This window comes from Streptomyces sp. NPDC089424 (assembly GCF_044749345.1).
GTDB lineage: Bacteria > Actinomycetota > Actinomycetes > Streptomycetales > Streptomycetaceae > Streptomyces.
Genome location: NZ_JBIVHU010000006.1, coordinates 233,309 through 260,198, shown reverse-complemented (window position 1 = coordinate 260,198; position 26,890 = coordinate 233,309). Strand labels below are relative to the sequence as shown.

Sequence of the window (26,890 nt, the reverse complement as noted above, 5' to 3'; positions counted from 1 at the left end):
CGCTGAAGAGATCACCGGCGGCGTCCGCGGTAGCCCATGGAACGCTGTACGGGGTCGAGGGAGCGCCGGCGGGGGTCGAGCGAGCCGTCGTGGCCACGGTCGCCCCCGTCGTCCGCGGCCAGGGGCCGGAACAGCGCGGCGAGCCGGTGGCCGAACTCGTCGGCCTCGGCCTCCTCCCGCCGGCGCGAGCCGTTGCGGGCGGCGACGGCGAGGGCGGTGCCCGGACGGCCGGAACGGTCCGCGAGGGCGTGCGCGGCGGCCGTGCCGACGGCGTGCTGATGGCCGTGACCCGCGTACATGTGCCACAACTCGTGGCCGAGGATGACCAGTTGCTGCACCGCCTCGGCGCGCTCCTCGACGATGACGAGGTCGAAGTCCTCGAACTCCACCCACAGACCGGTCACTTCGAACTCGTCGGGGAAGCGCTCGAAGCGCAGCTCGAGCGGGCGTCCGCCGCGCAGCGTGCTCATCGCCTCGCACAGGGCCCGGCACAGTTCGCGCAGCCCGGCGGGGGGCCGGGGGCGGGTCCGCAGGGCGGTGCCGAGCTCGGCGACCAGCGCGCGCATGGCCGAGCCGCGCCTGCGGCGCCGTAGCACAGCGAGATCCATCGCACCCCCCTCACCACCGACCGAGGACCGGTTCGAGACTACGCGGCCGGATGTGTCCGCGTCATGTGGTCCCGCGACCGTAGTTCAACCGAGAACGATCACCTCGTGCGGCAGCGCGCGGCCGCCCGTCCCGCGTGCCGGGCGGCCACGGATTTCGGCCGCCCGTCCTGTCGGCCCACAATGGGCGCATGAGGATCTCGGCACGGGCGGACTACGCGGTACGGGCGGTGCTCGAACTCGCCGTACGGCAGGGCGGCGAACCGGTGAAGGCGGAGACCGTCGCCGCCGCGCAGGACATCCCGCACAAGTTCTTGGAGGGGATCCTCGGCGATCTGCGGCGCGGCGGGATCGTCGACAGCCGGCGCGGCGGGAGCGGCGGCTACCGGCTGGCGCGCGAGGCGTCGGCGATCACGGTCGCCGACATCATCCGGACCGTCGACGGACCGATCGTCTCGGTGCGCGGCGAACGCCCGACAGGGCTGGCGTACCAGGGCTCGGCGGAGCCGCTGCTGCCGCTGTGGATCGCGCTGCGGGCGAACGTACGCAAGATCCTCGAAGGGGTCACCGTCGCGGACATCGCGGCGAACGCGCTGCCGGAACCGGTACGCGCACTCGCGGCGGAACCGTCGTCCTGGGAGAACCCCACCTGACGGCAGCGCCTAGTACCCCCCGCACACCAACTCCAGTGCCTCGTTCAGGCCGCCCGGTCTCGGCATGCCCGACGGGGCCGAGCCGGACCATCCCGTGCCGCCGAGCACGACCAGCGGACGGCGGCGTGCGCCCCGGGCGCCCCAGCGGGCGCCGGCGACGTGCGCGGCCAGGGGCGCGCTCGCCGTGCTGCGGGCCTGCGCCCACAGGACGACGACCGGAGGGCCGAGCCGTCGCACCGCCGCGGTCAGCGCCTCCGCCGGCACGGCCGCGCCGAACATCCGGGTGGGCACGCCGCGTTCGCTCAGCGCCGCGGTGAGCGCTTCGAGGGCCAGGGTGTGCTGCTCCCCGGGCACGCAGGCCAGCACGACCGGACCGGGGGTGGTCGCGGGGGCCGCTTCCGGCGGCGGGGCGGGCTGGTCCACCCGCCGGGTGGCCCGGCGCAGCGTGGTCGAGACATGCCAGGACAGCAGATGCTCGACCTCGACGTAACGGTCGCCCGACGTCTCCCACTTGCGGCCCACAGCGTGCAGCACCGGCATCATGACGTCGTGCCAGGCGCCGACGACACCGTGGCGGTCGACGGCGGCGGTGAGCAGGTCGTCCACCGCCGGGGCGTCCAGCCGTACGGCGGCACGGGCGAGGCCACGGCACTCCTGGCGCACGTCGCCCAGCGGGAGCGCACCGGCCGCGTGGGAGCGGCCGTCGCCGTCGAGGCCGCCGCCGTCCGGGACGTCCTGCGCCGCGGACACGTCGAGGCCGGCGCGCGCGGCACGGGCCGCCTCGGCCGGCGGCACCCCCGCCGACGTCAGCCGGCACATCGCCTCCAGCACCGCCACGTCCTGCGGCGACCAGCGGCGGTGCCGTCCCTCGGTGCGGACCTCCGTGCCGACCCCGTAGCGGCGGTCCCAGGAGCGCAGCGTCGTCGGCGAGACCCCCAGCCGCCGGGCCAGGGCACCGGTCGTCAGACCCACCTCGGAGACCGGCTCCCTCTCCCGTGCCATGCGCAAACTCTACGGCGGTGACGCCGGGTCAGCCCGGGAAACGGCCGGTCGAACGCAGGAGCCAGCGGCGCTCCGCGTACGCCAGATCGTCGCGCCACAGGCGCCCGGCGGCGGCGCGCACCAGCGGACGCAGCGCGGGCGACAGCGCGCGGGCCACGGCGAAGCCGCGCCGGTCGGAGGCGGCCACGACCGCCTCGATCACGGCGGTGCGCGGCCTGCCCCCCTCGTCCGTGCCGAGCGGCGTGGCATGGGTCTCGACGACGGAACCCTCGCCCTCGCCCGCGACGATGCGCATCACGACGGTGCGGGGCCCCGGAGCGGTGAACACGGCCCGTACCGGCACCACGAGCCGCCCGGCGACCTTGAACGACACGTCGACGGCGAAACCGTCGCCGTCGTCGCCCGCCCTGTCCGGGCCCGGCACGTCGAGGACGGTGAGGTCGACGAAGGAGTACGGGTGGAACCAGGCGCCGTGCCACGGGTCGAGCCGGTTGGCGACCACGTCCTCGGGCTCGCAGACACCGCTCCCCGTGTACACGGCGTGCAGGGCGCCGGGGAGCGCCGGCCGGGCGGGCACCACGGGCGCGTCGAGCGGCTTCTCGCCACCGACGTCGTCCAGCCGGACCCAGACGAGAAGTCCGTCGTCGTGCGCGGGCAGCGGCTCCCAGCCGGCCGCAGCCGTGCCGTCCAGGGCGAGGCCGTGCCAGTGGCAGATCAGCGTGCCGCAGCGCACCGGGCTGTCGCCGAGCGGCGCCCCGAGGTGCGGGCAGCTGCCGGGTCCGGCCACCAGCCGCCCCGCCCGGTCGCGCCAGACGACCACCTCCCGCCCCGCGACCGTCCGCGCGAGCGGCCGGTCGCGGGGGAGGCCGGCGGTGGCGCCGACGACGTACCAGTTGCCGGACGGCCGCGCCTGCGCCCGCTTCAGCGCGCCGGCGATCACGGCCGGGCGGGCTTCCCGCCAGGTGGGCCGCTGGTGGGTCCAGGCCACCGGGTTCCGGCGCAGCCGCAGCGGGAACCGGCCGCGGCGGCCCGCGGTCACCGGGTCTCCTCGGGGACCACGGCGGCCGGCACCGCCACGTCCGCGGGCGGCCGTGGAGCGGCGGCGCCCGCCGCCACCCGGGCCCGCAGCACCCGCACGAGACCGTCTCCGGCCACCGTCAGCCTCCTGCGCAGCGGGACCACCGCCCGCCGGTGGACCACCGCGTACCCGTCCTCGGCGATGGCGTCGAGGATCCCTCCGTAGAGCACGAACGCGGTGCGGATGCAGGGGCGTGCCACCGGGTCGAGCATGGCGATGCCGGGCGCGGCCTCGCGGTAGACCCCGCGCGTGAGGTCCTCGGCGGCCCGCAGCGCGGCGGTGATACGGCGGTCGGCGCGGCCGGTGCGGCGGCTCCAGAGCAGCAGTTCGCGGTCGGCGCCGTGCGCGGCGAGCAGGTCGGCGGGGAGGTAGACCCGGCCGCGGTCGAGGTCCTCGCCGACGTCCCGCAGGAAGTTGGTGAGCTGGAAGGCCACGCCGAGGGCCGCGGCGTGCGGGGCGGCCTGGTCGCGCGGTACGACGGTGCCGAGGACGGGCAGCATCTGAAGCCCGATCACGGCGGCGGAGCCGTGCATGTAGGCGCGCAGGTCGGCGTAGCTGGCGTAGTCCGTGACCTCCAGGTCGCTGCGCATGGCGGCCATGAAGTCCGTGAAGTGCTGGTGGTCGATGGCGTGGCGCCGGGCGGTGTCCGCGAGGGCGTGGACCACGGGCTCGGTGCTGTGTCCCTCCCGCAGCCCGCGTTCCAGCCGGGCCCGCAGCAGCGCGAGCCGCCGGGCCCGGTCGCCCGGCGTGTCACCGGTGCCGAGGGCGTCCACGATGTCGTCCGCCCAGCGGGCGAACCCGTACAGGGCGTGCACGGCCGGCCGGCGCGCCACGGGCAGCAGCCGGGTGGCGAGGAAGTACGTCTTGCCGTGCCGGGCGTTGAGGGTGCGGCAGTGGGCGTAGGCGGCGCGCAGGTCCGGGTCGGCGATGCCCGCCGCGTCGAGCTCTCGGCCGGTCATGACGTGATCCCTTCGGTTGCCTGGCGGTCGGTACGGGGGCGGGGACGCGGGCCCGGCGCGGCGCCCCCGGTGATGCGGGCGGCGGCGAGCTTGCCGGACAGCAGCACCGTGGGGACGCCGACGCCGGGCGTGGTGCCGCAGCCCGCGAGGACGGCGTTGTCCGTGCCGCGCACGAGGTTGCGGGGCCGGAACGGGCCGGTCTGGCGGAAGGTGTGGGCGGCCGAGAACGGCGTGCCGGCCGCATGCCCCTGCGCCTCCCAGTCGGCGGGCGTGACCAGGCACTCCTCCTCGATGGCCGCGGCCAGGCCGGTCAGCCCCCGGCGTTCGAGCTCGGCGAGCAGCCGGTCGCGGTAACGGGGCGCCAGATCCCGCCAGTCGGTGGCGTCCGGCCCGATGTCGGTGTTGGGGCACGGGGCGAGCACGTAGTGCAGATGGCGGCCGGCCGGCGCGAGACCAGGGTCGGTCGTGGTGGGGCGGGTGATCAGCAGCGACGGGTCCGACATGAGGCTGCCGGTGCGGGTGAGTTCGTCGAAGGTGTCGTGCCATCGCGCGCCGAAGGACAGGGTGTGATGCGCGAGCCCGGGCCAGGTGCGGTCGGTGCCCGCGTGCAGGACGACGGCCGACGGGGCGTGCGTCAGCCGCGCCGGGCGGCGGGGCGTGCGCCCCAGCAGCCGGTAGGCCACCGGCAGGTCGGGGGTGAGGACGACCGCGTCGCAGGGGATGCGGTCGTCGGCGGTGACCACCGCGCTCACGCGGCTGCCGCGCCGCTCCAGCCGGACGACCTCCTGGCCGTGCCGGAACTCGGCGCCCGCGGCGGCCGCCGCGTCCGCCATGGCCTGCGGCAGGGCGTGCATCCCGCCGCGCGGGAAGTACACGCCGGCCACGGTGTCCATGTAGGCGATCACCGCGTACGCGGCGAGGGCGCGCCGGGGCGGGACACCGGCGTACAGCGCCTGGAACGAGAACACCCGGCGCAGCCGCTCGTCGCGCAGGAACCGGCCGATGGCCGGCTCCAGCCTGCCGAAGCCGCCCAGCGCCGCGAGCCGCGCCAGGTCCCCGGTGAGCAGCTCGAACGGCGAGTCGAAGTTGCGGTCGATGAAGCGCCGCATCTGGGCCCGGTAGACCTGCTCCAGCCAGTGCCGCAGCCGCCGGTAACCGGCCGCCTCCGCGGCGCCCGCGAAGCGCTCGACCTCGGCCTCCATCGCCGGCCCGTCCGTGTGCACGTCCAGCGCGCTGCCGTCGGCGAAGCACGCCCGGTAGGCGGGCCGCAGCTCGATCAGCTCGACCCGGTCGGCCAGGCGCTCCCCGACCGCCGCGAAGGCCTCGTCCGCGAGGTGCGGCATCGTCAGCACCGTGGGGCCCGTGTCGAAGCGGTAGCCCGCGCGGGTCAGGCGTCCGGCGCGCCCGCCCGGCAGCGCGTCGCGCTCGACGACGGTGACCCGGCGCCCGGCGCCGAGCAGGTGCAGGGCGGCCGACAGACCGGACAGGCCGGCGCCGACGACCACGACGTGGTCGGTGCGTCCCGGAACGGTGCGGCTCATCGGCCGGCCCCCTCGGTCTCGGCGACGGGGGCGGCGCGCTGCGGCCCGGCGGCCGGCCGCGCCGTGGGCAGCCCCGCCACGCGGAGCAGCAGCCGCTCCAGTTCGGCGCCGCCCGCCGGATCGAGGCGGGCACTTCGCAACTGCCCGACGGCGCACCGCGCCAGCCGCCCGATCCGGTCCTCCACGGCCTGCAGCGCGCCCGTGGTGACGAGGACCCGCCGCACCGCGTCGAGGGCGGAATCCGGCAGGTCGGCGCGGCCGTAGGCCTCGTCGAGCACGGCGAGGGCACCGAGGTCACCGGCCGTCTCGGCCCACGCGCGGGCGACGGTGAAGACGTACGTGGGCTTGCCGTTGCGGATGTCGCCGCCCGGCGGCTTCCCGGTGCGGTCCGGGTCGGCGAACAGGTCGTCGAGGTCGTCGCGCAGCTGGAACGCGAGGCCCGCGCAGCGTCCGGCGGCACACAGCGCCGTCGTAGTGGCCTGGTCGGCGCCCGCGAGCGCGGCGCCCAGCGCCATCGGCCGTTCCACCGAGTACAGGGCGCTCTTGAGGGTGGCGGCCCGGACCGCCTGCGGCACGGCGTGCGAGCGGGTGGCCTGTCCCTGGACGTCGAGGTACTGCCCGGCCACCATCTCGGTGCGCATGTCCCGCCACAGCTCCCGCACCCGGCGGGTCGCGCGCTGCGGCACCACGGTATCGGCGATCAGGTCGTCCGCCCAGGCCAGCGCCAGGTCCCCGGCGAGTATCGCGGCGGCCTCGCCGAGCCGTTCGGACCTGCCGTCCGGCGCGGTGCGCCGGTACTCGGCGGCGACGGCCGCGTGCAGGGCGGGACGGCCGCGCCGGGTGCGGGCGCCGTCCATCAGGTCGTCGTGGGCCAGCGCGCAGGTCTGGATGAGTTCGAGGGCGGCCCCGGTCCGCAGCGCCGCACGTGCGCTGAGCTCGTCGCGGCCGCCGCAGGCGCGCAGCGTCCACCACACGATCCCGGAGCGCAGCCGCTTGCCGCCGTCCAGGGTGAAGCGGGCGACCCGGTCGGCGACGTCGCGGGCGAAGAGCGGGTCCAGTGCGCGGGCGCGGGCGAGGTGCTCGGACAGGACCTGCCCGAGCACCCGTCCGACGGCGGCGGAGACGTCCCGGTCGACGACGGCCGGCCGCAACCCGTCCGCCGGGCACGGCTCCTGCCGGTCGGCCGGGGCCGCGGGAGGCCGGTCGGCCGGGTCCGCCGCGTCGGCACGGTGGTCCGTGGGGTGGCTGGCACGCATGCCGGGGTCCTCTCCTCGGTGGCGCGGCACTGTGTCCATGCCTTCCGCGCCGGCGACCGGAACGGATGCGCCAATGGGGTACGTCCGCACCCGCGCCCCGCTCGGCACGTGCCGCTCAGCCGCGCTCGCGGGCCCGCTTGAAGCGGGCGAGCCCCTCGGAGAGGTCGACCAGCGGCTCCGGGTAGTCCAGCGCCGAGCGCTCGGGTCCCTTGAGCTTCCACGGCTCGTGCACGGCGGGGCCCTCGACGCCCTCCAGTTCGGGAACCCAGCGCCGCACGTACGTCCCGTCGGGGTCGTAGCGCTTCGCCTGGAGCACCGGGTTGAGGACCCGGTTGGGCCGGGTGTCGGTACCGGTCCCGGCCACCCACTGCCAGTTGAGCTGGTTGTTGGCGAGGTCCCCGTCGACCAGCAGGGACAGGAAGTGCTCCGCGCCGATCCGCCAGTCGACGTAGAGCGTCTTGGCCAGGAACGACGCCGTCAGCAGCCGGCCGCGGTTGTGCATCCAGCCCTCGTGGCTCAGCTGGCGCATCGCGGCGTCGACGACCGGGTAGCCGGTACGGCCCGCGCGCCAGGCCTCGATGTCGTCGTGGGCCTCGTCGGCGTCCCGCCAGCGGTCGGCGCGGTCGCGGTAGTCGGCGGTGGCCGCGTCGGGCCGGGCGGCCAGGACCTGGCGGTGGAAGTCCCGCCAGGCCAGCTGCCGTACGAAGGCGTCGGCGCCGGCACCGCCCGCCCTGCGGGCCCGGTGGACGATCTCGACGGGGGAGAGGGTGCCGAAGTGCAGATGCGGCGACAGGCGGGAGGTCGCGTCGCCCGCCAGGTCGTCGTGCCGGTCCTCGTAGCGGCGGACGGGCCCGTTCAGCCAGGCCGTCAGGCGCTTGCGGCCGTCCGTCTCCCCACCGCGCGCCAGGCCCGGGGAGACTCCCGTGACCTTGCGGCGCGAGGGCGGCGGCTCGGAACCGAGGCCGTCGGGGACGCCCACCGAGCGCGGGGCGTCGAGCGGGCCGCGCAGCTTCTCGTCCGACCAGCGGCGGAAGTACGGCGTGAAGACCGCGAAGTGGTCCGAGCCGGCCGGGGTGATCGCGCCGGCCGCCACGGCGGTGGTGACCGTGTCGTGCACGTGCAGGCGCCGGCCGTCCGCCTCCAGCGCGGCACGCAGGCGCTCCTCACGCCGGTGCGCGTAGGCGCTGGCGTCGGACGCCATGTGCACCTCGTCGGCGTCGGCCTCGGCGGCGACCTTGCAGACCTCGCGCACCACCTCGCCGGAACGGATCACGAGGCGCCCGCCCCGGGCCCGCAGTCCGGCGTCGAGGTCGCCCAGGCAGTCGGCCAGGAAGGCCGCGCGGTTCGGCACCGCGAATCCGGCGTCCGTGACGCCCCGGTCGTGCACGAACAGGGGCACGACCTGACGGGAGCCGTCGAGCGCGGCGCGCAGCGGGGGGTGATCGTGCAGCCGCAGGTCCGCGGTGAACAGAACGACGGATACGTTCATGGGCGTGCTCCAGGGATGAGGACGGACGGCACGGACCACGGCCTCACGACGACGAGGCCGACGCGCACCCCAAGACGGCCGGTACGCCCGGGCGACGGGGGTCCCGCCTCGACGGGGCGGGCGCGGGACTGATCCGCGGTGCGGTGCTGGCGGGCCGTGTCGGTGACGGGGCGGGGGTGCGGGGGGCTTGCCATGGGCCGGGGGGTGTGGGGCTGGTGCGGTGTGCGTTGCTCGTAGGCCGTGCGGTCGGCGGGTGGCTCAGGGGTTGTGGCGGGGTGTGGGGGCGGGGGTTTCGCCGTGGGCCGGTGGGTGGGCGGCTGGTGCCGGACGCGGTGGGTGTGCGGCCCGTCCGGCGTGCGGTGGTCGTGGGCCGGGTGGTCGGCGGGTGGCTCGGGGGTTGTGGCGGGGCGTGGGGGCGGGGGGTTCGCCGTGGGCCGGTGGGTGTGCGGCCCGTCCGGCGTGCGGGCCGTCGGGCCGGTGCGTGGCTGCTGTTGCTTCGGGGTGGCCGGGGGGCCACCGCTTCGGGGGTGGTGTGTCGCCGAGACCCTGCGACCTGGCCGGGTCATCGCCGCGCACCGCCCCGCGTGGTCGCCGCCGGTTCGCCCGGTGCGGCCGCGCTCCTCGCCGCCGCGCGGGCGATGTTGCGGGCCATGCCGCCGAAGACGGCCGCGTGGAAGGGGGAGATGCTCCACCAGTACAGGTGGCCGAGCAGCCCGTGCGGGTGGAAGAGGGCGCGCTGCCGGTAGCGCGCGCGCCCCTCGCCGAGCGGCTCGGCGTACAGCTCCAGCCACGCCAGGCCCGGCAGCCGCATCTCCGCCCGCAGCCGCAGCAGGCGGCCCGGTTCGACGTCCTCCACGCGCCAGAAGTCGACGGCGTCCCCCACCCGCAGCCGGCTCGCGTCCCGGCGTCCGCGGCGCAGGCCCGCGCCGCCGACCAGCCGGTCCAGCCAGCCGCGCACCGACCAGGCCACCGGCAGGGAGTACCAGCCGTTCTCCCCGCCGATGCCCTCGATGATCCGCCACAGGGCCTCGCCCGAGGCGTCCACGGGCACGGTGCGCTTGTCCTGGTAGAGGCTGCCGCCCGCCCAGTCGGGGTCCGTCGGCAGGGGGTCGCTGGGTGCGCCGGGCAGGGCCGAGGAGGACCAGCGCGTGGTGACCTGGGCGTCCCGGACGCGCTGGAGGGCCAGCCGTACCGCCTCGTCGAAGTCGATCAACCCGCCGGGCGGGTCGGGCACGTACTCCGCGATGTCGTGCTCGCGGCAGATCACCTCGTGGCGCAGGGACTCCGTGAGCGGGCGGGCGAGGGACGGCGGCACCGGCGTCACCAGCCCCACCCAGTAGCTGGACAGCCGGGGCGTGAGCACCGGCACGGGCAGGATCAGCCGCCGGGGCAGCTCCGCGACCGCCGCGTACCGGAGCATCATGTCGCGGTACGTCAGGATCTCCGGGCCGCCGATGTCGAACGCGCGGTTCACCGAGGCAGGCATGGCGGCGCTGCCCACCAGCAGCCGCAGCACGTCCCGCACGGCGATGGGCTGGATCCGGGTGCGCACCCAGCTGGGCGTGATCATCACCGGCAGCCGCTCGGTGAGGTAGCGCAGCATCTCGAAGGAGGCGGAGCCCGAGCCGATGATGACGGCGGCCCGCAGCACGGTCGTCGGCACCCCCGAGGCGAGGAGGATGCGCCCGACCTCGGTGCGGGAGCGCAGGTGCGGCGACAGCTCGCTGTCGGGCACGCCCGCGGGTGTCAGACCGCCGAGGTAGACGATGCGGCGCACCCCCGCGGCCCGGGCCTGTTCCGCGAAGACGCGGGCGGCCCGCCGGTCGGCCTCCTCGAACCCGCCGCCCGTGCCGAGCGCGTGGACCAGGTAGTAGGCGACGTCGATCCCGCGCAGCGCCTCGGCGGCCGACGCGGGGTCCATGACGTCGCCGCGCGCCACCTCGACCTCGCCCGCCCAGGCGTGGTCGCGCAGCTTGTCCGGCGACCGGGTCAGACAGCGCACCCGGTGGCCCGTCTCCAGCAGCTCCGGGACGAGCCGCCCACCGATGTACCCCGTGGCCCCGGTGACGAGGCAGCGCGGCCCCGGTTCGGTGACGTGCTGGCCCATGGTCGTTCCTCCGTGTCGGCGCATCTCGGATACCTTCCACGCGGGCGGCCCGCTTGGATGCGGTGACGCTTCGCCTAGGCTGATCAGGTGGCCGGAGCAGACGTGCAGCACAGCGGGGCGGACGGGACCGACGAGGCGCCCGGGAGCCGGGCTCCGGGCGGTGGCCGGGACGTCGACCTGCAGGCCCTCGCGGTGGCGCTGCGCAGGATGCACGGCGAGATCGGCCGGGTGGTCCAGCGCTTCGCGGGGGAGCGGGGCCTGCACACGACGGACGTCCAGGCGCTGGCGGCGATCCTGGACGCCGACGAGCCGATGACGCCGGGCCGGCTGCGCGAGAGCCTCGGACTGACCTCCGGCGCGGTCACCGCCTGCCTGGACCGGCTGGAGCGGGCCGGTCACATCCGCCGGGTACGGGAGAGCAGCGATCGCCGCGTCGTTCACCTGTACTACGTGCAGGACGCGCGGGCGGCGGCCCACACGCATTTCCGTCCGCTGGCCGACGCCACCCGGTCCGCCATGGACCGGTTCACCGACGAGGAGCTGGCCGTGGTGGTCCGCTTCCTCTCCGTCCTCAACGAGGAACTCGCCGTGGGTCGGTGAATCCGAAGGGCCGCCGTCGGCGGAATGAAGGGCGTCACCTACGATCACGAGCGGCTCGAAAAACTCAATGATTGAGATTCTTTATTGTTGAGTTGTTTCGCGCCGCCCGTCGTACCGCCGCCCTCGACGCCTGGAGAACCATGTCCGTGCACCCCCGACGAGCGCGCCTGCTCGTCCCTGTCCTCCTGCTGATCGCCTGGCTCGGCATCGGCGGCGCGCTGGGCCCGTTCGCCGGCAGGCTCGGCGAGGTGGCCACCAACGACCAGGCGGCCTTCCTGCCCCGCAGCGCCGAGTCCACCAAGGTCATCGAGGCGCAACGCGCCTTCAGCCAGGCGGAGACGCTGCCCGCCGTGGTCGTGTGGACGACCGGGGGCGAGGCCGCGGGCGCGCGGCCCGAGGCGACCCGGGCACTGGCCTCGCTCGCCGGGGCGCCGGGCGTGACCGGACGGCCCTCACCCGCGCTCCTGTCGGGGGACGGCGCGGCACTCCAGGGCGTCGTCCAGCTCCGCCCGGACCTCGGCGACGAACTGCCCGCGGCGCTCGACCGGATCCGCGCCGCCGCCGAGCGGGTGCCGGGGACCACGGTGGCGCTGGCCGGCCCCGCCGCCACCCAGGCGGACCTGTCCGACGCCTTCGCCGGCATCGACGGACTGCTGCTGGTGGTGGCGCTGATCACCGTCCTGGTCATCCTGCTGCTGGTCTACCGCAGCGTGCTCCTGCCCTTCGTGGTGATACTCGGCTCGGTCTTCTCCCTCGGGCTGGCCTGCGCGGTCGTCTACGCGCTGGCCGCGCACGACGTCGTGCGCGTCGACGGCCAGGTGCAGGGCATCCTCTCCATCCTGGTGATCGGCGCGGCCACCGACTACGCCCTGCTGATCACCGCCCGTTTCCGCGAGGAACTCGCGCTGCGCGAGGACCGCTTCGAGGCCGCGCGGGCCGCGCTGCGGCAGTCCTGGGGCGCGGTCGTCGCCAGCGCCGCGACGGTGGCGCTCGGCCTGCTCGCCCTGCTGCTCAGCGATCTGACGAACAATCGGGCCCTGGGGCCGGTCGGCGCGATCGGCATCGCGTGCGCCGTGCTCAGCTCGCTCACGTTCCTGCCGGCGGCGCTCGTCCTGCTGGGCCGTGCCGCGTACTGGCCCGCCAAGCCCCGTTCCGGTGGAGCGGCGGGCGCGGGGACCGGTGTGTGGCGCCGGATCGCGGACCTCGTGGACCGGGCGCCGCGCAAGGTCTGGGCGATCGCGCTGGCCGCGCTGCTCGCCTGCGCCGCCCTGGCGCCGACCCTGACGTCCAAGGGGGTCCCGCTGGACGAGATCTTCGTGGCCGACGCGCCGTCCGTCGCCGCGCAGCGCACCCTCGGCGAGCACTTCCCCGGCGGCGCCGGCAACCCCACGGTGGTCCTTACCGACGCCGGACGGCTGGACCGGGTGGTCGCCGCGGCCCGGGCCACCGACGGGGTCGCGGGCGCGGCGGCCGTCAGTCGTTCCGGGCGGCCGGGGCAGGAGCCGTTCGTGGTCGACGGGCGGGCGCGGGTGGACGTCACCCTGAAGGCCGCCGCGGACAGCGAGGCGGCCAAGGAGACCGTGGCGCGCCTGCGCACCGCCGTGCGGGCCGTGCCGGACGCGGACGCGCTGGTCGGCGGTTACACGGCCCAGCAGTACGACACCCTGCGCACGGCCGAGCGGGACCGCACCGTCATCGTGCCCGTCGTCCTCGCGGTGATCTTCCTCGTCCTCGTCGGGCTGCTGCGGTCGCTGCTCGCGCCCGCGCTGCTCGTGGCCACCGTGGCGCTCAGCTTCCTCGCCACCCTGGGCGTCGCGTCCCTGGTCTTCACCCATGTCCTCGGGTTCACCGGCAGCGATCCCTCGGTGCCGCTGTACGGGTTCGTGTTCCTCGTGGCACTCGGCGTGGACTACAACATCTTCCTCATGTCCCGGGTACGCGAGGAGTCACTGCGGCACGGCGTACGCGAGGGCATGCTGCGCGGACTCGTCACCACGGGCGGCGTCATCACCTCCGCCGGCGTCGTGCTCGCGGCGACCTTCGCCGCGCTCGGCGTCATCCCGCTGGCCTTCCTCGTGCAGATCGCCTTCATCGTGGCCTTCGGCGTCCTGCTGGACACCCTGGTGGTCCGTTCCCTGCTGGTGCCCGCACTGGTACGGGACATCGGGGCCCCGGTGTGGTGGCCCGGCCGACTCGCCCACCGACACACCCCGACCCCCGTGGACTGACGAGCGCCGACCCGCCGGCCGGCACCCGCCGCTTGGCACCCCGCCGGTCCGGCGTTCGCCGTTCAGTGATCGTCCGCCGGTGCGGGCCGGTGCCGGGCGGTGCGGGCCGGTCGGCGTCGGCCGGCTGGTGCTCGCCGGTCCGGCGTTTGCCGTCGGTGGTCGTCGGTCGGCGCCCGCCGGTCCGGCCTTCGTCGGCCGGTGCGGGCCGGTCAGGGTTTGTCGGCCGGTGCTCGTCGGCCGGTGTGCGCCGGTTCAGTGTTCGCCGACGAGGGCCGTCAGGGTGCGCAGGATGGCCGAGCGGCCGCGGTCCGGCACTGTGCGCAGGGGCTCGGCCCGCACCCCCCACCGGCGCAGGAGCACGTTGGCGGCCAGGAACCCGCTGGTCGCGGCGCGTTCCATGAGGGCGACGGGCAGGCCGGTGGCGACCATGTCCCCGGCCACGACTACCGCCGGGTCCGCGGTGCGCACCCGCGGGCGACGGTCGTAGCCGCCGACCGCGAACAACGGGCAGTCCTCGCGCCATTCGTCGCGGGAGTCGATCACCCCCGCGTCGCGGGTCTCCGGGTACACCCGGTGCAACTGGCTCACCAGCCGCTCCCGCACGTCCTTGCGGTCGGCGCCCGGCGCGACGGCGTAGGCGTGCAGCTCGACCACGGAACCCCCGGTGCGCAGCGCCCAGCGGTGGGCCTCGCCCTCCCAGCGGTCGAGGACGCTGATGTTGTCCAGCTCCGCGTACCCGCTGGTCCCCAGGAAGGCCGGGCGGTCCGGGTGCACCGGCCGGTCCAGCCAGAGCCGGGACACGAGGAACGGCGGCGCGGTGCGCAGGCCGGCGACAGCGGTGCGCCAGGCCCGGTCGACCAGGTCGGGCGAGTCCGCCGCGACCTGCCGCAGGCCGGGGACGTCGGTCGCCAGCACCACGGCGTCGTAGGCCCGCGTCCGGTCGGCGACGGTGACGCGCACCGTGCCGTCCGGGCCCGGTGCCACCGCCTCCACCGGACTGGACGGCAGGATCGTCGCCCCGCGTTCCTGGAGGTAGTCCCCGAGGGGCTCCCACAGCGCCTGGGGGAACGGCTCGCGCGGCACGTCGAACAGCAGGCCCTCGCTGGAGCCGAGGAAGTAGATGTGGAACATCAGCGCCAGTTCCGCCGCCGACAGCTGCCGCGGGTCGGCGAAGAAGCTGCGCGAGAACACCTCGAAGGCGAGGTGCCGGGCGGCCGCCGGGAAGCCGATGCGGCCCAGGAAGTCGTGCGCGCTGATGTCGTCGAGCCGCTCGTAGACCCCCGGTACGCGGACGTCCAGCAGCGGCAGCGCGGAGCGCGCGTTCATGGTCATCAGGTCCCGCCAGCCGAACGTGGGGCTCAGCGCCACGAAGCCGAGGGCGTTCAGCGGGGGAGTGCGCGGGACGCGGGCGAAGCTGTCGAGCAGCCCGTCGCTGTGGCGCAGCGGGTAGTCGGGCAGAGGGGTCAGCCCGTGCAGGCCCGGGTCGGTGCGCCGCAGCAGCGCACGCAGGTTGTAGTACTGCCGGAAGAACGCGTGGAAGCCTCGGGTCATGGTGCCGGTCGACCCGTCGGCCAGCCGTACCTGCCACCCCGCCAGCCGCCCACCCAGGTCGGACTCGCGTTCGAGCAGCGTCACCCGTACCCCGCGCTCCGCCAGGACGGTGGCCGCCGCGAGCCCCGCGATGCCGCCGCCGACGACGGCGACCGACGGCCCGACGCCCTCCAGCCGCGGCACGCCCCGGCGATCCGTCAGCACGCGCGCCCTGTTGTCCCGTCCGTGGCCGTCACCCGCCCGGGAGCCCTCGCCCAGGAAGCCCGTCCTCCTCATGCGTGTCCCTCCCGTGCGGCGGGAACCCGTGCCACGAACGTGTGGGTGATCCCGGTCTGCCAGCCCGTCAGCGGCAGCGTCCGCACCTGTGCGAACCCCGCCCGCTCCAGGCGCGCGGCGAAGTCGTCCGCCGTGTCGAACTCCACGACGCTGCGCCACAGATGCGCGTACAGCGCGTCGTCCCCGGTACGCCGGGCCACCGGGAGCACCAGGCCCTTGCACACGGCCGTCCACACCGCGCGGTGCGCCGTACGCCCGGTGAGGCTGTACTCGTGCACCGCGAGCCGCCCGCCGGGCAGGAGCAGGTCCCGCACCCCCGACAGGACCCGGTCCGGGTCGGCGACGTTGCGGAACAGGTAGGCCGCGAACACCGCGTCGAACGGGCCGGTGACCCCGGCGGCGGCCAGCTCCTCGGCGGGCGCGTGCACGAACTCGACCCGGGCCGGCCAGCGTTTGTCGCGCGCCTTGGCGAGCATGCCCCGCGACGCGTCCACCGCCGTGATCCGTGCGCGCGGCAGGGCGGCCAGCAGGGCGGCCGTGGAGGCGCCCGTGCCGCAGCCCAGGTCCAGCACGTGCAGGCCGCTGCCGCCGTCGGGCAGGGCCAGCCGGCGGGCGGAGCGGCGCAGTTGGGCGTGGTATCCGGGGTTGGCGGCGACCATCCAGTCGTAGGACGGTGCCGCGCGGTCGAAGGCGGCCGAGAGTTCGGCGTCGCGCAGGAGTGTCATGGGGGTGCTCCTCGGTACGGCGGTGGAGAGCCGGGTCACGGCCGGGGCGGGCGCCCGGCGGGCACGGGTCGCCGCTCCGCCGTGCGCCGGGGCAGGAAGGGCAGTTCCATCGCGGTGCGCAGCATCGGCCGGGCGGGGGTGCGCAAGCCGACCGCGACGTCCTCCAGGACGTTGGTCCGGCCGTCGAGGAAGCGCAGCAGCCGCGGTGCCGGCACCTTTTCGAACAGCCCGGTGAACAGGGCGGCCCCGTCCACCCGCCCGGTGTCCAGGGCGCGCAGCAGCACGGCGTCCATGGCGCGGGACCGCGCCCCGTGCGGGTCGGGGGCGAGCGGCGTACGGCCCTCGGCGAGCGCCGCCGCGATCGCCCGCGACTGGCGCTGGGCGGCGGCGAAGGAGTAGCCGGTCGCGGGGCGGGTCGTCCCGCCCGCCACCCCGATCGGGAAGACGGAGCCGCCCGCCCGGCGGGGCAAGCGGGCGTCGGTCATCGCGATGACTCCTTGCTCCACCGCCGTCACCTCGTGGTCCCCGAGGCCGAGCACCTCGGCGGCGTAGAGCGTCAGCGCCCGGTCGTAGGCGTCGTCGTCGAGGACCTCGGCGGAGAACTCCGTGTACTCCACCAGCGCCTCGCGCCGGCCGAAGGGCAGGACGTACCCGAAGGCGAGGCCGTGCCGCGGCTGCGGGACGCGGAAATCCATCAGGTGGGCCACGCCCGGCTCGAAGGCGGGGCGTGAGGTCCGTACGAACCAGCCGCGGAAGTGCTGCAGGAGCGTGGTCCTGGCCGGTCCCGGCCCGTGCGGCGGCCGGGAGTCGAACACCCAGCGGGCCCGCAGCCGCACGGCGGCGCCGCCGTCGTCGTACCCGCACACCTCGGCCCCGCCGGGAACGTCCCGCACGTCCTCGACCACGGCCTCGTACCGCAGGCATCCGGACCGGGCGAGCTCCTTGTCCGCCCACCGCTCGAAGTCGACGGACCTGATCATCTTGTAGCGCAGCGGACCGGGATCGCGCACCACGGCCGCGCCGTCCGCGCCCGTGACGCGCAGGCGGCCCCACTCGGCGTGGACGACACCGTCGTACTCACCGCCCGCCGCCTCCCAGTAGCACCACGTCCGGGGCGGCGGCCGTAAGGCGCCGGGCGGCGCGTCGACCAGGGCCACCGTCAGGGGCCGCCGGTTGCGCACCAGGGGCCCGGTGAGCCGCCGCGCCAGCGACAACCCCGCGGCACCGCCACCGATGACGACTACGTCTGCGTCCCGCACCAAGGCTCCCTCGCGGCCGTGCCCGGTCCCGGTGCGCAGTTCCGGGACGCGTACTCATGATGCTGTTGCTTCCGCGCCGGACCCGCTCCTGGATGCACCGCCCGCCCGAGTTCACGCGTTCGCCGCGCCCACGTCCTCGCGCAGGCAGCGGGCGAGCCGGTGCAGCCCCCGGCGGGCGTGGCTCTTGACCGTGCCCAGGGGCCAGCCGGTGACGTCGGCGATCTGCGCCTGGGAGAGGTCGTCGTAGAAGGCGAGGCGCAGCACCTGGCGCTGCGGTGAGGACAGCTTCTCCAGTTCGGTCGCCACCATCACGCGGTCGATGGCCGCCTCCGGTTCCGCCGCCGCCCGCGCGGCCCCGCCGGCCAGCAGGGAACCGGCGACCTCGGCGAGTTCGGTACGCCGGTACCGGGCGGCCAGCGCGTCCGCCACCTTGCGCCGGGTGATGCCCACCAGCCAGGCGGACAGCGCGCCCCGCTCCGGGGCGAAGCCGGCCCGGCCGCGCCACGCCGCGAGGAACACCGCCTGGGTGACGTCCTCCGCCTCGCCCCGGTCCGCGAGCGAACGGCTGGCCAGCGCGTGGACCAGCGGCCCGAACCGCTGGTACATCGCGGCCAGGCAGTCGTCGTCCCCTTCGGCGAACCGCGCCTCCAGGTCCTCGTCGACGATCCGCTGTGCGTACATACTGCGTGGCCCCCTCAGCCGAGCGGTACTCCTCCGTCGTCCCGCTCCACACCGTGCGACCGGGCGCCGGGGGCCTTCAACTCGCACCGACTGTGCATCGCTTTTCTGGGAGGGGGAGTGGGTGAGGGGAGAGGGGGCTCAGGGGCTCAAGGGCCTTGCCGTGGGATCACGGGGTTGGGGAAGTGTCCACGATGCGGGAGACGAATCCGGTCCAGGCCTGCGGAGAGAGGGCCAGGTGAGGGGCCTGGTGATGCTTGGAGTCCCGGACGTGGACGGTGGAGGGGGTGAGGGCGACCTCGACGCAGTCGCCGTCGCCGCCACTGCTGTAGCTGCTCTTGAACCAGGCCAGATCGCTGGTGCTCATAGGTCTCCTCGCATCAGATGCAGAAGGCTCATCGAGTCTTTGAGGGTGAGAGCCTGTGAGCGCATCCTGGCATAGCGCCCTTGAAGGGCACTCACCTCCTTCGCGTCGGAAATCAGCAGGCCGCCCCGCTGCCCCTCGCAGTAGGCGAACCACTTGTTCTCCGGCGTCTCCAGCAACTGCATGGGACCGTCAAGACCCGCGTGGGTCTCCTGTTCCGTAGGCATGATCTGCACCTCGACGTTCCGCAGCGCGGCGAGGTCCAGCACGTGGTCCAGGAGCTGCCGGGTGACCGCCGCTCCGCCGGTCCGGCGCCGGAAGAGGTGCTCCTCCAGGATGAAGCTGAACGCCGTGTTGGGCCGCTGCCGCAGCAGTTGCTGTCGTTCGGCCCGCGCGGCCCACTGGGCCTCGATCTGCTCGTCGCCGAGGGGCGGCAGCTGGTTGGTGAAGAGGGTCCGCGCGTACGGCTCCGTCTGCAACAGCCCCGGAACCAGCCGGCACTCGTACGTGGACAGCGTGACGGCCACGCCCTCCAGCCGCGCCCACTGCCGGAACCACGCCGCCAGCCCCGGCTGCCGGGCGACACACGGCGCCGCCTTGCGCAACGCCCCCGTGTTCCCGAGGACGTCCTCCGAACGCTCCGCGAATCCCGGATCCGGCATGCGCCGGCCCAACTCGATGGACGCCACGGTGTGTTTGGACAGCCCCACCCGGGACCCGAACTCCTCCCTGCTCAAGCCCGCGTGCTCCCGTAATACCTGGACGACCGCCCCGAACGTCCGCAGACTGTCCGACGCCTCCGGCTCGCCGCCCTGACCGGCAGCGCTCACGCCATGACCCATGGCACACCTCCCGCGCCCATGCTCACGTTCGGTGACGAGTACTGTCCACCTCGTGACCGCGTACGCTGCCGCAGCGTACGCGCCGCCGACCTGGTGAACCGGCCCGGCCGGGCGTCAGATTGGGCGTATGACCGCACCTTCCGCCCCACAGAACCCGGTTGCCGTACGTGTGTTCACCCAGCGGCTGCGTTCCACACCCCGGGGCGCCCGGCTCGCCCGGCACCTCGCGCTGCGTCAGCTCGTCGCCTGGGGAATCCCGGACGACACCGCCGCACTCGACTCGGTGGCCGTCGTCGTCGCCGAGCTGGCCGCCAACGCCGTGACCCACGGCAGGGTGCCGGGCCGGGACTTCGAACTGCGGCTCGCGCTCGTCCCCGGCAGCGTCCGGATCGAGGTCACGGACACGGGCACCGGGCCCCGACCGCCCGGCCCGGGTGACGTCCGGCCACCGGCCCCGGGGGACGGGTCCGGGCGGGGCCTGGTGCTCGTCGAGGCCCTGGCCGACCGATGGGAGGTGCTGGAGCGGGATCGGGCGCCCGGAAAGACCGTGCGGGCCGAGGTGGACCTGCCGGGCCGGCTGCGGCCGTTGTGGGCCTGACGGTCAGGGGAGGCGTGCGGCCCTCACCCCACCTGCCCCATGCCCGCCGGGTTCGGCCATGTCGTCGTCGCCGGCCAGCCCGTCGCCGCCGGGGAGAGGCCGGCCGGCGGGACCGGGGCGCCCGGTCCCGTGGTGCCCCGGACCTGCGCCGCGGTGAGGCCGCCCCGCGCGGGGACGCCGGGCGGCGTGGGGGCGGGCAGGGGCTGCGGGGCCGCCTGGGCAACCGCCGGCTGCGGCACGGCGGGCTGGGGCATGGCCGGCTGGGGGACGGGGGGCTGCTGCATCGGGGCCTGCGGGTGGTGCTGAGGCAACTGCGGTGGGGGGAGCTGCTGGGGGATCTGGGGGTGCGGCAACTGTGGCTGGGGCAGCTGAGGTTGCGGGATCTGTTGCGGGATCTGCTGGGGGATCTGCGGTGGCGGCATCTGCTGCTGCGGCGGGGGATACGCCTGTGCCGCCGCCGGCATCGGCATGCCCGCGCCGGCCTCCGGGAGGGCCGCCGCGACCGCCTGGGCGGCGATGCCCGGCATGCCCGCCCCGTTGGTGGCGCCGACCAGCCGGTCGACCGCCGCCGTGCCCGAGCTGTAGCTGGTCCCGGTGCTCGGCTCGGGCACGGCGGCTCCCCTCCTGGTCCCGTAGAGCACCTGTTCCAGGCCGGACACCAGGCGACGCACGTCCACCTGGGGGCGCACCACGAGACGCAGGAAGCGGCTGGAGGATCCGATCTTGTTGCCGCACTCGCGGACCAGGATCCGGTGCTCGGTGAGCAGCCGGTCCCGGACCACGGTCCCCTCGGCGCCCACGGGCAGACGCACGAAGAGGAAGTTGCCCTGCGAGGGGTAGACCGTGAGGCCGGGGAGGGAGGAGAGCTGGCTGGCCATCTCCAGCCGGTCCCGGCGGACCTGCTGGAGGCTCTGCGCGTACTCCCGGCCGTGCTCCTTCAGCATGAACACCACGTGCTCGGCGAAGGAGTTGAGGTTCCACTTCGGCAGCATGGAGCGGATCCGGCCGGCGAGGGCCGGGTTGGCGACCAGGTAGCCGAAGCGGATGCCGTGCAGGCCGAAGTTCTTGCCAAGGCTGCGCAGCACGACGACGTTGGGGCGGATCATCGCCTCCTGCACGACGCTCGGCTCGGCCTCCGCGTCGGCGAACTCCAGGAACGACTCGTCGACGACGACCAGGTCCCGGTCCGCCATCGCGTCCATGAACTGCACGATCGCGTGCTTGTGCACGAAACCGCCGTCCGGGTTGTTGGGGTTGCAGAGCACGGCGACCCGGGTGCCCCGGGCCCGGATGAACTCGGCGTACTGCGCGAGGTCGAGGGCGAAGCCGCTGGACTCCTGGAGCGGGAACATGTCGACCCGCTTGCCGGTCTCCATGGGCTGGTCGGTCCAGCGGCCGAAGGTGGGGACGGGGATGGCGAGGGACTCCCGGACGAGCAGATGGTCGATCCAGGTGATCAGCTCGGTCGAGCCGTTGCCCATCGCCACGCACTGCGGCGGAAGCTGGAGCAGGCTGCACAGTTCGGCGGTGATGGTGTCGGCGCTGCTCGGGTAGTACGTGACGATCTCGCGCAGCTTGCCCGCCATCTCGTCGAACATCGCCGGGGTCGGGAAGTACGGGTTGCAGGGGATGCAGAAGTCCACCGGACCCGAACCGTCGCTCTCCCGCGTCAACGCCGCCATCGACGGGCTGTGCGCAGCGGTACTGCGAAACAGCGAGGTGACGTTGTCAGGCAAGGAGACCTCCGGCTGGGGCGGACCCGGCGGGGAGGACCGGGTCCGTCGTACGGGTGGCCCGTGCGGGGGAGCACGGGCCGCCCTTACATACGGAGGCTGCAGTGGCTCCGTTCAAGGGATGTGACGGAAGTGTGGAGCACCGGGCCGGGGAGCGGTCACGCGCTGAACGAGTGCACCGTCGTCGTGCGGTACGTCTGCCCCGGTCGCAGCACCGTCGAGGGGAACGACGGCTTGTTCGGCGAGTCCGGGAAGTGCTGCGTCTCCAGGCAGAGCCCGTCGCCCTGCCGGTAGACGGTCCCTCCGGAGCCGACCAGCGTGCCGTCGAGGAAGTTGCCGGAGTAGAACTGCAGACCCGGCTCGGTGGTCGCGATCCGCAGGGTGCGGCCCGACGACGGGTCCCTGAGCGTGGCGACGTGCTCCGGGCGGGCGGTGCCGCCCTTGTCCAGGACCCAGTTGTGGTCGAAGCCCTGGCCGTACAGCAGTTGCCCGTGCGCCACCCGGATGTCCTCGCCGACCGTCTTGGTGCGGCGGAAGTCGAAGGGGGTGCCCGAGACCCGCGCCTGTTCCCCCGTGGGGATCAGCCCGGAGTCGACCGGCGTGTAGCGCGAGGCGGCGAGGGTGAGTTCGTGGTCGTGGATCGAGCCGCTCGACTCGCCGGCCAGGTTCCAGTAGACGTGGCTGGTGAGGTTCACGACGGTCGGCCTGCTGGTGGTGGCCTCGTAGTCGAGGCGCCAGTCGCCGTGCCGGGTGAGGGTGTAGGTGACCTTGGTCCTGAGCGTCCCGGGGTAGCCCATCTCGCCGTCGACGGCGGTGCGGTACAGGTGCAGCCCGACGTCCGAGCCCCTGGTGAACGGCTCGACGTCCCAGACGCGCTTGTCGAAGCCCTGGGCGCCGCCGTGCAGGCTGTTCTCGCCGTCGTTGACGGAGAGCTGGTAGGTGGTGCCGTCCAGGGTGAAGCGGCCCTTGCCGATGCGGTTGCCGTAGCGGCCGATCAGGGCGCCGAAGTAGGGGCTCTTCGCCACGTAGTCCTCGACGGTGTCGAAGCCCAGGGAGACGTTGGCGTACCGCCCGCGCCGGTCCGGGATGCCGAGGGACTGGACGATCCCGCCGTAGGAGAGGACCTTCAGCCGGGTGCCGCCGTTCTCCAGCGCCCAGCTGTACACCTTCGTCCCGTCGGCGAGCTTCCCGAAGAGCGACTTCACCGGCTTCCCGTCTCCCGTCGCGTGCGCGGTGCCGCCGGCGGTGGCGGCGGTGACACCCGCGGCCGCCGCTCCGGCGAGGACTGTACGTCTGCTCAGTTCCATGTGCGGCTCCTGCAAGGGAAGGGGCCCCGCCGCACGGCGGGGCCCGGTTGACCTACGAACCGACCTTGCGCTTGTTCCACACGTCGAAGCCGACCGCCGCCAGCAGCACCAGGCCCTTGATGACCTGCTGCCAGTCGGTGCCGATGCCGACGAGGTTCATGCCGTTGTTCAGCACGCCCAGGACCAGACCGCCGATGATCGCGCCGAGCACGGTGCCGACGCCGCCGCTCATCGACGCGCCGCCGATGAACGACGCGGCGATCGCCTCCAGTTCGAAGTTGAGGCCGGCCTTGGGCGAGGCCGCGTTGAAGCGGGCGGCGAAGACCAGACCCGCCAGGGCCGCGAGCATGCCCATGTTCAGGAAGACCAGGAAGGTGACCTTCTTGTCCTTCACGCCGGACAGCTTGGCGGCGGGCAGGTTGCCGCCGATGGCGTAGATGTGCCGGCCGACGATCGCGTTGCGCATCACGTAGCCGAAGCCGACGACCAGGACGCCGAGGATCAGCAGCACGATCGGCGCGCCCTTGTAGCTGGCCAGCAGCAGCGTGACGACCAGGACGGCCGCGACCAGGGCTACCAGCTTCAGCAGGAAGAAGTTCCGCGGCAGCACCTCCAGCGAGAACTCCTGCTGGCGCCTGCGGTCACGGACCTCCTGCAGGACCACGAAGGCGATCAGCGCGAGGCCCAGCAACAGGGTCAGGTTGTGGTAGTTGGTGTCCGGCCCGACCTCCGGCAGGAAGCCGTTGGCGACCTTCTGCAGACCCTCCGGGAACGGGCCGAGGGTCTGGCCCTCCAGGAAGATCTCGGTGAGCCCGCGGAAGATCAGCATGCCCGCGAGGGTCACGATGAACGACGGTATGCCGCCGTAGGCGATGAAGAACCCTTGTGCGGCGCCCGCGACGGCGCCCATGGCCAGGCAGAGGATCACCGCCAGCGGCCACGGCAGGTCGTTCCTGACCATGAACACGGCGGCCATCGAACCGATGAACGCCGTCAGTGAGCCGACCGACAGGTCGATGTGGCCCGCGATGATGACGAGCATCATGCCGATCGCGAGGATCAGGATGTAGCTGTTCTGCAGCACCAGATTGGAGACGTTGCGCGGCAGCAGCAGGTCCCCGTCGGTCCACACGGCGAACAGCACCACGATCAGGCCGAGGGCGATCAGCATGCCGTACTGGCGCATGTTGCGGCGCATGCCGTCCAGCACCATCTGGAGCAGGCCGCCCCCCGTGCCCGCTCCGCCCTTGCCCGCCGGCGCGGGGGCCGGCGTCCTGGCGGTCACATCCGTGCTCATCGCGTTACCTCTTTGTCCTTCGTCATCTGACGCATCAGCGCTTCCTGGGAGGCCTCGGCCCGCGAGAACTCACCGGTCAGCCGGCCCGCGGCCATCGTGTAGATGCGGTCGCACATGCCGAGCAGCTCCGGCAGTTCGGAGGAGATGAAGACGACCGCCTTGCCCTCGGCGGCGAGTCGGTCGATGACCGTGTAGATCTCGTACTTGGCGCCGACGTCGATGCCGCGCGTCGGCTCGTCCAGGATCAGCACCTCGGGACCCGCGAAGATCCACTTGCTGAGGACGACCTTCTGCTGGTTGCCGCCGGACAGCTTGCCCACCGGCTCGAAGACCGTCGGTGCCTTGATGTTCATCGACGTGCGGAAGCCCTCGGCGACCTGCCGCTCCCCGTGCTCGTCGACCACACCGCGCTTCGCGACCTTCTTCAGCGCCGTCAGCGAGATGTTCCGGTTGATGGTGTCGATGAGGTTCAGGCCGTAGTGCTTGCGGTCCTCGGTGACGTAGGCGATGCCGTGCTTCACGGCCTCCGCCACCGTCTTCGTACGGATCTCCCGGCCGTCCTTGAGGACCGAACCGCCCGCGTAGCGGCCGTAGGTGCGCCCGAAGACGCTCATCGCCAGTTCGGTGCGGCCGGCGCCCATCAGGCCGGCGATGCCGACGATCTCCCCGCGCCGCACCGACAGCGACACGTCGTCGACCACCTTGCGCTGCTGGTCGATCGGGTGGTGCACGGTCCAGCCCCGGATCTCCAGCGCGGGCGCGGCACCCTCCTCCGGCCGGTGCGGGGTGCGCTCGGGGAAGCGGTGCTCCAGGTCGCGGCCGACCATCCCGCTGATGATCCGGTCCTCGGTGGTCTCCGCGGCCTTCACGTCGAGCGTCTCGATGGTCCGCCCGTCGCGCAGGATGGTCACCGAGTCGGCGACCTTGCGGATCTCGTTGAGCTTGTGCGAGATGATGATCGAGGTGATGCCCTGGTTCTTCAACTCCAGGATCAGGTCGAGCAGTTTGCCGCTGTCCTCGTCGTTGAGGGCGGCCGTCGGCTCGTCCAGGATGAGCAGCTTCACCTTCTTGGACAGCGCCTTGGCGATCTCGACGAGCTGCTGCTTGCCCACGCCGATGTCCGCGACCCGGGTCTCCGGGTGGTCGGTCAGCCCGACCCTGCGCAGCAGCTCGGTGGCGTGCCGCAGGGTCTCGGTCCAGTCGATCCGGCCGCGCCTCGCGTGCTCGTTGCCGAGGAAGATGTTCTCCGCGATCGACAGGTACGGCACCAGCGCCAGCTCCTGGTGGATGATCACGATGCCGTGCTGTTCGCTCGCCCGGATGTCCTTGAACCGGCAGGCCTCCCCCTCGAAGAGGATCTCCCCGTCGTAGGAGCCGTGCGGGTGGACGCCGGAGAGGACCTTCATCAGGGTCGACTTGCCGGCGCCGTTCTCCCCGCAGATGGCGTGGACCTCGCCCTGGCGGACGGTCAGCGTGACGTCCGACAGCGCCTTGACGCCGGGAAAGGTCTTGACGATCGAGCGCATTTCCAGGACGGGTCCCGCCATGGTCGTGCCTTCCAATCCCTAGGTACGGCGGTTTGCTAGAGGTCGCTTTCCTTGATGTAGCCGGAGTCGACCACGGTCTCCTGGTAGTTGGCCTTGTCGACGCTCACCGGGTCCAGCAGGAAGGCGGGCACGACCTTCGCACCGTTGTCGTACGTCTTGGAGTCGTTGACCTCGGGCTTCTTGTCGTTGAGCAGCGCGTCGACCATGTTCGAGGCCACCTTGGCGAGTTCGCGGGTGTCCTTGTAGACGGTCATCGCCTGCTCGTCCGCGATGATCGACTTCACCGAGGCGACCTCGGCGTCCTGGCCGGTGACGATCGGCAGCGGCTTGCTTTTCGAGCCGTAGTCGTCCGACTTCAGCGCCGAGAGGATGCCGATGGAGATGCCGTCGTAGGGCGAGAGCACCGCGTCCACCCGCTCGGACTTGTACGCCGAGGTCAGGATGTCGTCCATGCGCTTCTGCGCGGTGCCGCCGTCCCAGCGCAGGGTGGTGACCTGGGTCAGCTTGGTCTGGCCGGAGCGGACCACCAGCTGCTTCTTGTCGATGTAGGGCTGCAGGACGTTCATCGCGCCCTGGAAGAAGTAGCGGGTGTTGTTGTCGTCGTTGGAGCCCGCGAACAGCTCGACGTTGAAGGGGCCCTTCTCGCTGCCGTCCTTCAGGCCGAGCTTGTCGACTATGTAGCCGCCCTGGAGCTCGCCGACCTTCTCGTTGTCGAAGGAGGCGTAGTAGTCGACGTTCTCGGTGCCGAGGATCAGGCGGTCGTAGGAGATCACCGGGATGTCGGCGTCCTTCGCCTGCTGCAGGACGTTGTTCATCGACTTGTTGTCGATGGCCGCGACGATGAGGGCCTTCACGCCCTGCGTGATGAGGTTCTCGACCTGGGAGACCTGCTGGTCGGGGTCGTCCTCGCCGTAGACGAGCTTGGTCTTGTAGCCCTTGGACTCCAGGTCCTTGACGACGTTGTTGCCGTCGGCGATCCAGCGCTCCGAGGACTTGGTGGGCATCGCGATGCCGATGGTCGCGCCCTCGGCGCCACCCGAGTCCTCCTTGCTGCCGCCCTCGCCGCTCTGGCCGCAGGCGGAGAGGGTGAGGGCGAGAGCGGCGGCAGCGGCCGTCGCGGTGAGTGCGGCTCTGCGGTTACGCATGATCATCATCCTTGATGTGTGCGGTGAGGGACCGAGACGAGGTGTGTGGG

Annotated in this window: 23 protein-coding genes; 4 read left to right on the top strand and 19 right to left on the bottom strand. The window is 73.7% G+C overall.

The window, feature by feature from the left end; all coding sequences use genetic code 11:
* Window positions 1–11: 11 nt before the first annotated feature.
* The gene (locus tag ACIP2X_RS26055) at window positions 12–608 is read right to left on the bottom strand and encodes a toxin-antitoxin system, toxin component family protein (RefSeq protein WP_401676894.1); all 597 of its coding nucleotides are present in this window, start codon (window positions 606–608) and stop codon (window positions 12–14) included.
* A gap of 188 nt (window positions 609–796) precedes the next feature.
* Here ACIP2X_RS26055 and ACIP2X_RS26050 point away from each other — a divergent pair, with 188 nt between their 5' ends.
* On the top strand, window positions 797–1,258 hold the full coding sequence (locus tag ACIP2X_RS26050; protein ID WP_401676892.1) for an RrF2 family transcriptional regulator: 462 nt from the start codon (window positions 797–799) through the stop codon (window positions 1,256–1,258).
* Between the two features lie 9 nt (window positions 1,259–1,267).
* On the opposite strand, the gene ACIP2X_RS26045 is transcribed toward ACIP2X_RS26050, so the two are convergent.
* The 7 genes from ACIP2X_RS26045 to ACIP2X_RS26015 form a co-directional block, all read right to left on the bottom strand.
* Complete coding sequence (locus tag ACIP2X_RS26045) at window positions 1,268–2,260, bottom strand: MerR family transcriptional regulator (RefSeq protein WP_401676890.1); 993 nt, start codon at window positions 2,258–2,260, stop codon at window positions 1,268–1,270.
* Between the two features lie 28 nt (window positions 2,261–2,288).
* Window positions 2,289–3,299, bottom strand: a complete 1,011-nt coding sequence (locus ACIP2X_RS26040; RefSeq protein WP_401676888.1) for a DUF5914 domain-containing protein — start codon at window positions 3,297–3,299, stop codon at window positions 2,289–2,291.
* Complete coding sequence (locus ACIP2X_RS26035) at window positions 3,296–4,297, bottom strand: phytoene/squalene synthase family protein (protein WP_401676887.1); 1,002 nt, start codon at window positions 4,295–4,297, stop codon at window positions 3,296–3,298. Before ACIP2X_RS26035 ends, ACIP2X_RS26040 begins: the two co-directional genes overlap by 4 nt.
* On the bottom strand, window positions 4,294–5,838 hold the full coding sequence (locus ACIP2X_RS26030) for a phytoene desaturase (protein ID WP_401676885.1): 1,545 nt from the start codon (window positions 5,836–5,838) through the stop codon (window positions 4,294–4,296). The genes ACIP2X_RS26035 and ACIP2X_RS26030 overlap by 4 nt, the downstream gene beginning before the upstream one ends.
* The gene (locus ACIP2X_RS26025) at window positions 5,835–7,094 is read right to left on the bottom strand and encodes a polyprenyl synthetase family protein (RefSeq protein ID WP_401676883.1); all 1,260 of its coding nucleotides are present in this window, start codon (window positions 7,092–7,094) and stop codon (window positions 5,835–5,837) included. Before ACIP2X_RS26025 ends, ACIP2X_RS26030 begins: the two co-directional genes overlap by 4 nt.
* A 115-nt stretch (window positions 7,095–7,209) precedes the next feature.
* Window positions 7,210–8,583 (bottom strand): cryptochrome/photolyase family protein, encoded by a 1,374-nt coding sequence (locus ACIP2X_RS26020; RefSeq protein ID WP_401676881.1) that lies wholly within the window; start codon window positions 8,581–8,583, stop codon window positions 7,210–7,212.
* Between the two features lie 562 nt (window positions 8,584–9,145).
* On the bottom strand, window positions 9,146–10,690 hold the full coding sequence (locus ACIP2X_RS26015; protein ID WP_401676878.1) for an SDR family oxidoreductase: 1,545 nt from the start codon (window positions 10,688–10,690) through the stop codon (window positions 9,146–9,148).
* Between the two features lie 87 nt (window positions 10,691–10,777).
* Here ACIP2X_RS26015 and ACIP2X_RS26010 point away from each other — a divergent pair, with 87 nt between their 5' ends.
* Entirely contained in the window at window positions 10,778–11,290 is a 513-nt protein-coding gene (locus tag ACIP2X_RS26010) for a MarR family winged helix-turn-helix transcriptional regulator (protein WP_401676876.1), read from the top strand.
* Between the two features lie 140 nt (window positions 11,291–11,430).
* Window positions 11,431–13,518, top strand: a complete 2,088-nt coding sequence (locus ACIP2X_RS26005) for an MMPL family transporter (RefSeq protein WP_401676874.1) — start codon at window positions 11,431–11,433, stop codon at window positions 13,516–13,518.
* Window positions 13,519–13,770: 252 nt separating this feature from the next.
* Here ACIP2X_RS26005 and ACIP2X_RS26000 read toward each other — a convergent pair whose 3' ends face one another.
* The 6 genes from ACIP2X_RS26000 to ACIP2X_RS25975 form a co-directional block, all read right to left on the bottom strand.
* Complete coding sequence (locus ACIP2X_RS26000; RefSeq protein WP_401676872.1) at window positions 13,771–15,345, bottom strand: FAD-dependent oxidoreductase; 1,575 nt, start codon at window positions 15,343–15,345, stop codon at window positions 13,771–13,773.
* A complete protein-coding gene (locus tag ACIP2X_RS25995) occupies window positions 15,342–16,070 on the bottom strand; it encodes a class I SAM-dependent methyltransferase (protein WP_401676870.1) in 729 nt (242 codons plus the stop codon). The genes ACIP2X_RS26000 and ACIP2X_RS25995 overlap by 4 nt, the downstream gene beginning before the upstream one ends.
* 35 nt (window positions 16,071–16,105) lie before the next feature.
* Window positions 16,106–17,329, bottom strand: a complete 1,224-nt coding sequence (locus ACIP2X_RS25990) for a lycopene cyclase family protein (RefSeq protein ID WP_401676868.1) — start codon at window positions 17,327–17,329, stop codon at window positions 16,106–16,108.
* A 111-nt stretch (window positions 17,330–17,440) separates the two neighbouring features.
* Window positions 17,441–18,010, bottom strand: coding sequence for a sigma-70 family RNA polymerase sigma factor (locus tag ACIP2X_RS25985; RefSeq protein ID WP_401676866.1), 570 nt, complete (start codon window positions 18,008–18,010; stop codon window positions 17,441–17,443).
* Between the two features lie 166 nt (window positions 18,011–18,176).
* A complete protein-coding gene (locus tag ACIP2X_RS25980; protein ID WP_401676864.1) occupies window positions 18,177–18,374 on the bottom strand; it encodes a DUF397 domain-containing protein in 198 nt (65 codons plus the stop codon).
* The gene (locus ACIP2X_RS25975) at window positions 18,371–19,213 is read right to left on the bottom strand and encodes a Scr1 family TA system antitoxin-like transcriptional regulator (protein ID WP_401676862.1); all 843 of its coding nucleotides are present in this window, start codon (window positions 19,211–19,213) and stop codon (window positions 18,371–18,373) included. Before ACIP2X_RS25975 ends, ACIP2X_RS25980 begins: the two co-directional genes overlap by 4 nt.
* 127 nt (window positions 19,214–19,340) lie before the next feature.
* On the opposite strand from ACIP2X_RS25975, the gene ACIP2X_RS25970 reads away from it, so the two are divergent.
* Window positions 19,341–19,811: an ATP-binding protein gene (locus ACIP2X_RS25970; RefSeq protein ID WP_401676860.1), complete on the top strand. Its 471-nt coding sequence runs from the start codon at window positions 19,341–19,343 to the stop codon at window positions 19,809–19,811.
* Window positions 19,812–19,834: 23 nt separating this feature from the next.
* On the opposite strand, the gene ACIP2X_RS25965 is transcribed toward ACIP2X_RS25970, so the two are convergent.
* From ACIP2X_RS25965 to chvE, 5 genes are all read right to left on the bottom strand, one after another.
* Window positions 19,835–21,547 (bottom strand): pyridoxal phosphate-dependent aminotransferase, encoded by a 1,713-nt coding sequence (locus tag ACIP2X_RS25965; RefSeq protein ID WP_401676858.1) that lies wholly within the window; start codon window positions 21,545–21,547, stop codon window positions 19,835–19,837.
* Between the two features lie 155 nt (window positions 21,548–21,702).
* The gene (locus ACIP2X_RS25960) at window positions 21,703–22,851 is read right to left on the bottom strand and encodes an aldose epimerase family protein (RefSeq protein WP_401676856.1); all 1,149 of its coding nucleotides are present in this window, start codon (window positions 22,849–22,851) and stop codon (window positions 21,703–21,705) included.
* Window positions 22,852–22,903: 52 nt separating this feature from the next.
* On the bottom strand, window positions 22,904–24,148 hold the full coding sequence (gene mmsB, locus ACIP2X_RS25955) for a multiple monosaccharide ABC transporter permease (RefSeq protein ID WP_401676854.1): 1,245 nt from the start codon (window positions 24,146–24,148) through the stop codon (window positions 22,904–22,906).
* A complete protein-coding gene (mmsA, locus tag ACIP2X_RS25950; protein WP_401676852.1) occupies window positions 24,145–25,695 on the bottom strand; it encodes a multiple monosaccharide ABC transporter ATP-binding protein in 1,551 nt (516 codons plus the stop codon). Before mmsA ends, mmsB begins: the two co-directional genes overlap by 4 nt.
* Before the next feature lie 35 nt (window positions 25,696–25,730).
* Complete coding sequence (gene chvE / locus ACIP2X_RS25945) at window positions 25,731–26,840, bottom strand: multiple monosaccharide ABC transporter substrate-binding protein (protein WP_401676850.1); 1,110 nt, start codon at window positions 26,838–26,840, stop codon at window positions 25,731–25,733.
* Between the last annotated feature and the right edge of the window lie 50 nt (window positions 26,841–26,890).

Bases quoted from the DNA above. Each gene is read 5' to 3' on its own strand.
- ACIP2X_RS26055 (WP_401676894.1), bottom strand. From the start codon at position 608: ATGGATCTCGCTGTGCTACGGCGCCGCAGGCGCGGCTCGGCCATGCGC.
- ACIP2X_RS26050 (WP_401676892.1), top strand. From the start codon at position 797: ATGAGGATCTCGGCACGGGCGGACTACGCGGTACGGGCGGTGCTCGAA.
- ACIP2X_RS26045 (WP_401676890.1), bottom strand. From the start codon at position 2,260: ATGGCACGGGAGAGGGAGCCGGTCTCCGAGGTGGGTCTGACGACCGGT.
- ACIP2X_RS26035 (WP_401676887.1), bottom strand. From the start codon at position 4,297: ATGACCGGCCGAGAGCTCGACGCGGCGGGCATCGCCGACCCGGACCTG.
- ACIP2X_RS26030 (WP_401676885.1), bottom strand. From the start codon at position 5,838: ATGAGCCGCACCGTTCCGGGACGCACCGACCACGTCGTGGTCGTCGGC.
- ACIP2X_RS26025 (WP_401676883.1), bottom strand. From the start codon at position 7,094: ATGCGTGCCAGCCACCCCACGGACCACCGTGCCGACGCGGCGGACCCG.
- ACIP2X_RS26020 (WP_401676881.1), bottom strand. From the start codon at position 8,583: ATGAACGTATCCGTCGTTCTGTTCACCGCGGACCTGCGGCTGCACGAT.
- ACIP2X_RS26015 (WP_401676878.1), bottom strand. From the start codon at position 10,690: ATGGGCCAGCACGTCACCGAACCGGGGCCGCGCTGCCTCGTCACCGGG.
- ACIP2X_RS26005 (WP_401676874.1), top strand. From the start codon at position 11,431: ATGTCCGTGCACCCCCGACGAGCGCGCCTGCTCGTCCCTGTCCTCCTG.
- ACIP2X_RS26000 (WP_401676872.1), bottom strand. From the start codon at position 15,345: ATGAGGAGGACGGGCTTCCTGGGCGAGGGCTCCCGGGCGGGTGACGGC.
- ACIP2X_RS25995 (WP_401676870.1), bottom strand. From the start codon at position 16,070: ATGACACTCCTGCGCGACGCCGAACTCTCGGCCGCCTTCGACCGCGCG.
- ACIP2X_RS25985 (WP_401676866.1), bottom strand. From the start codon at position 18,010: ATGTACGCACAGCGGATCGTCGACGAGGACCTGGAGGCGCGGTTCGCC.
- ACIP2X_RS25980 (WP_401676864.1), bottom strand. From the start codon at position 18,374: ATGAGCACCAGCGATCTGGCCTGGTTCAAGAGCAGCTACAGCAGTGGC.
- ACIP2X_RS25975 (WP_401676862.1), bottom strand. From the start codon at position 19,213: ATGGGTCATGGCGTGAGCGCTGCCGGTCAGGGCGGCGAGCCGGAGGCG.
- ACIP2X_RS25970 (WP_401676860.1), top strand. From the start codon at position 19,341: ATGACCGCACCTTCCGCCCCACAGAACCCGGTTGCCGTACGTGTGTTC.
- ACIP2X_RS25960 (WP_401676856.1), bottom strand. From the start codon at position 22,851: ATGGAACTGAGCAGACGTACAGTCCTCGCCGGAGCGGCGGCCGCGGGT.
- mmsB (WP_401676854.1), bottom strand. From the start codon at position 24,148: ATGAGCACGGATGTGACCGCCAGGACGCCGGCCCCCGCGCCGGCGGGC.
- mmsA (WP_401676852.1), bottom strand. From the start codon at position 25,695: ATGGCGGGACCCGTCCTGGAAATGCGCTCGATCGTCAAGACCTTTCCC.
- chvE (WP_401676850.1), bottom strand. From the start codon at position 26,840: ATGCGTAACCGCAGAGCCGCACTCACCGCGACGGCCGCTGCCGCCGCT.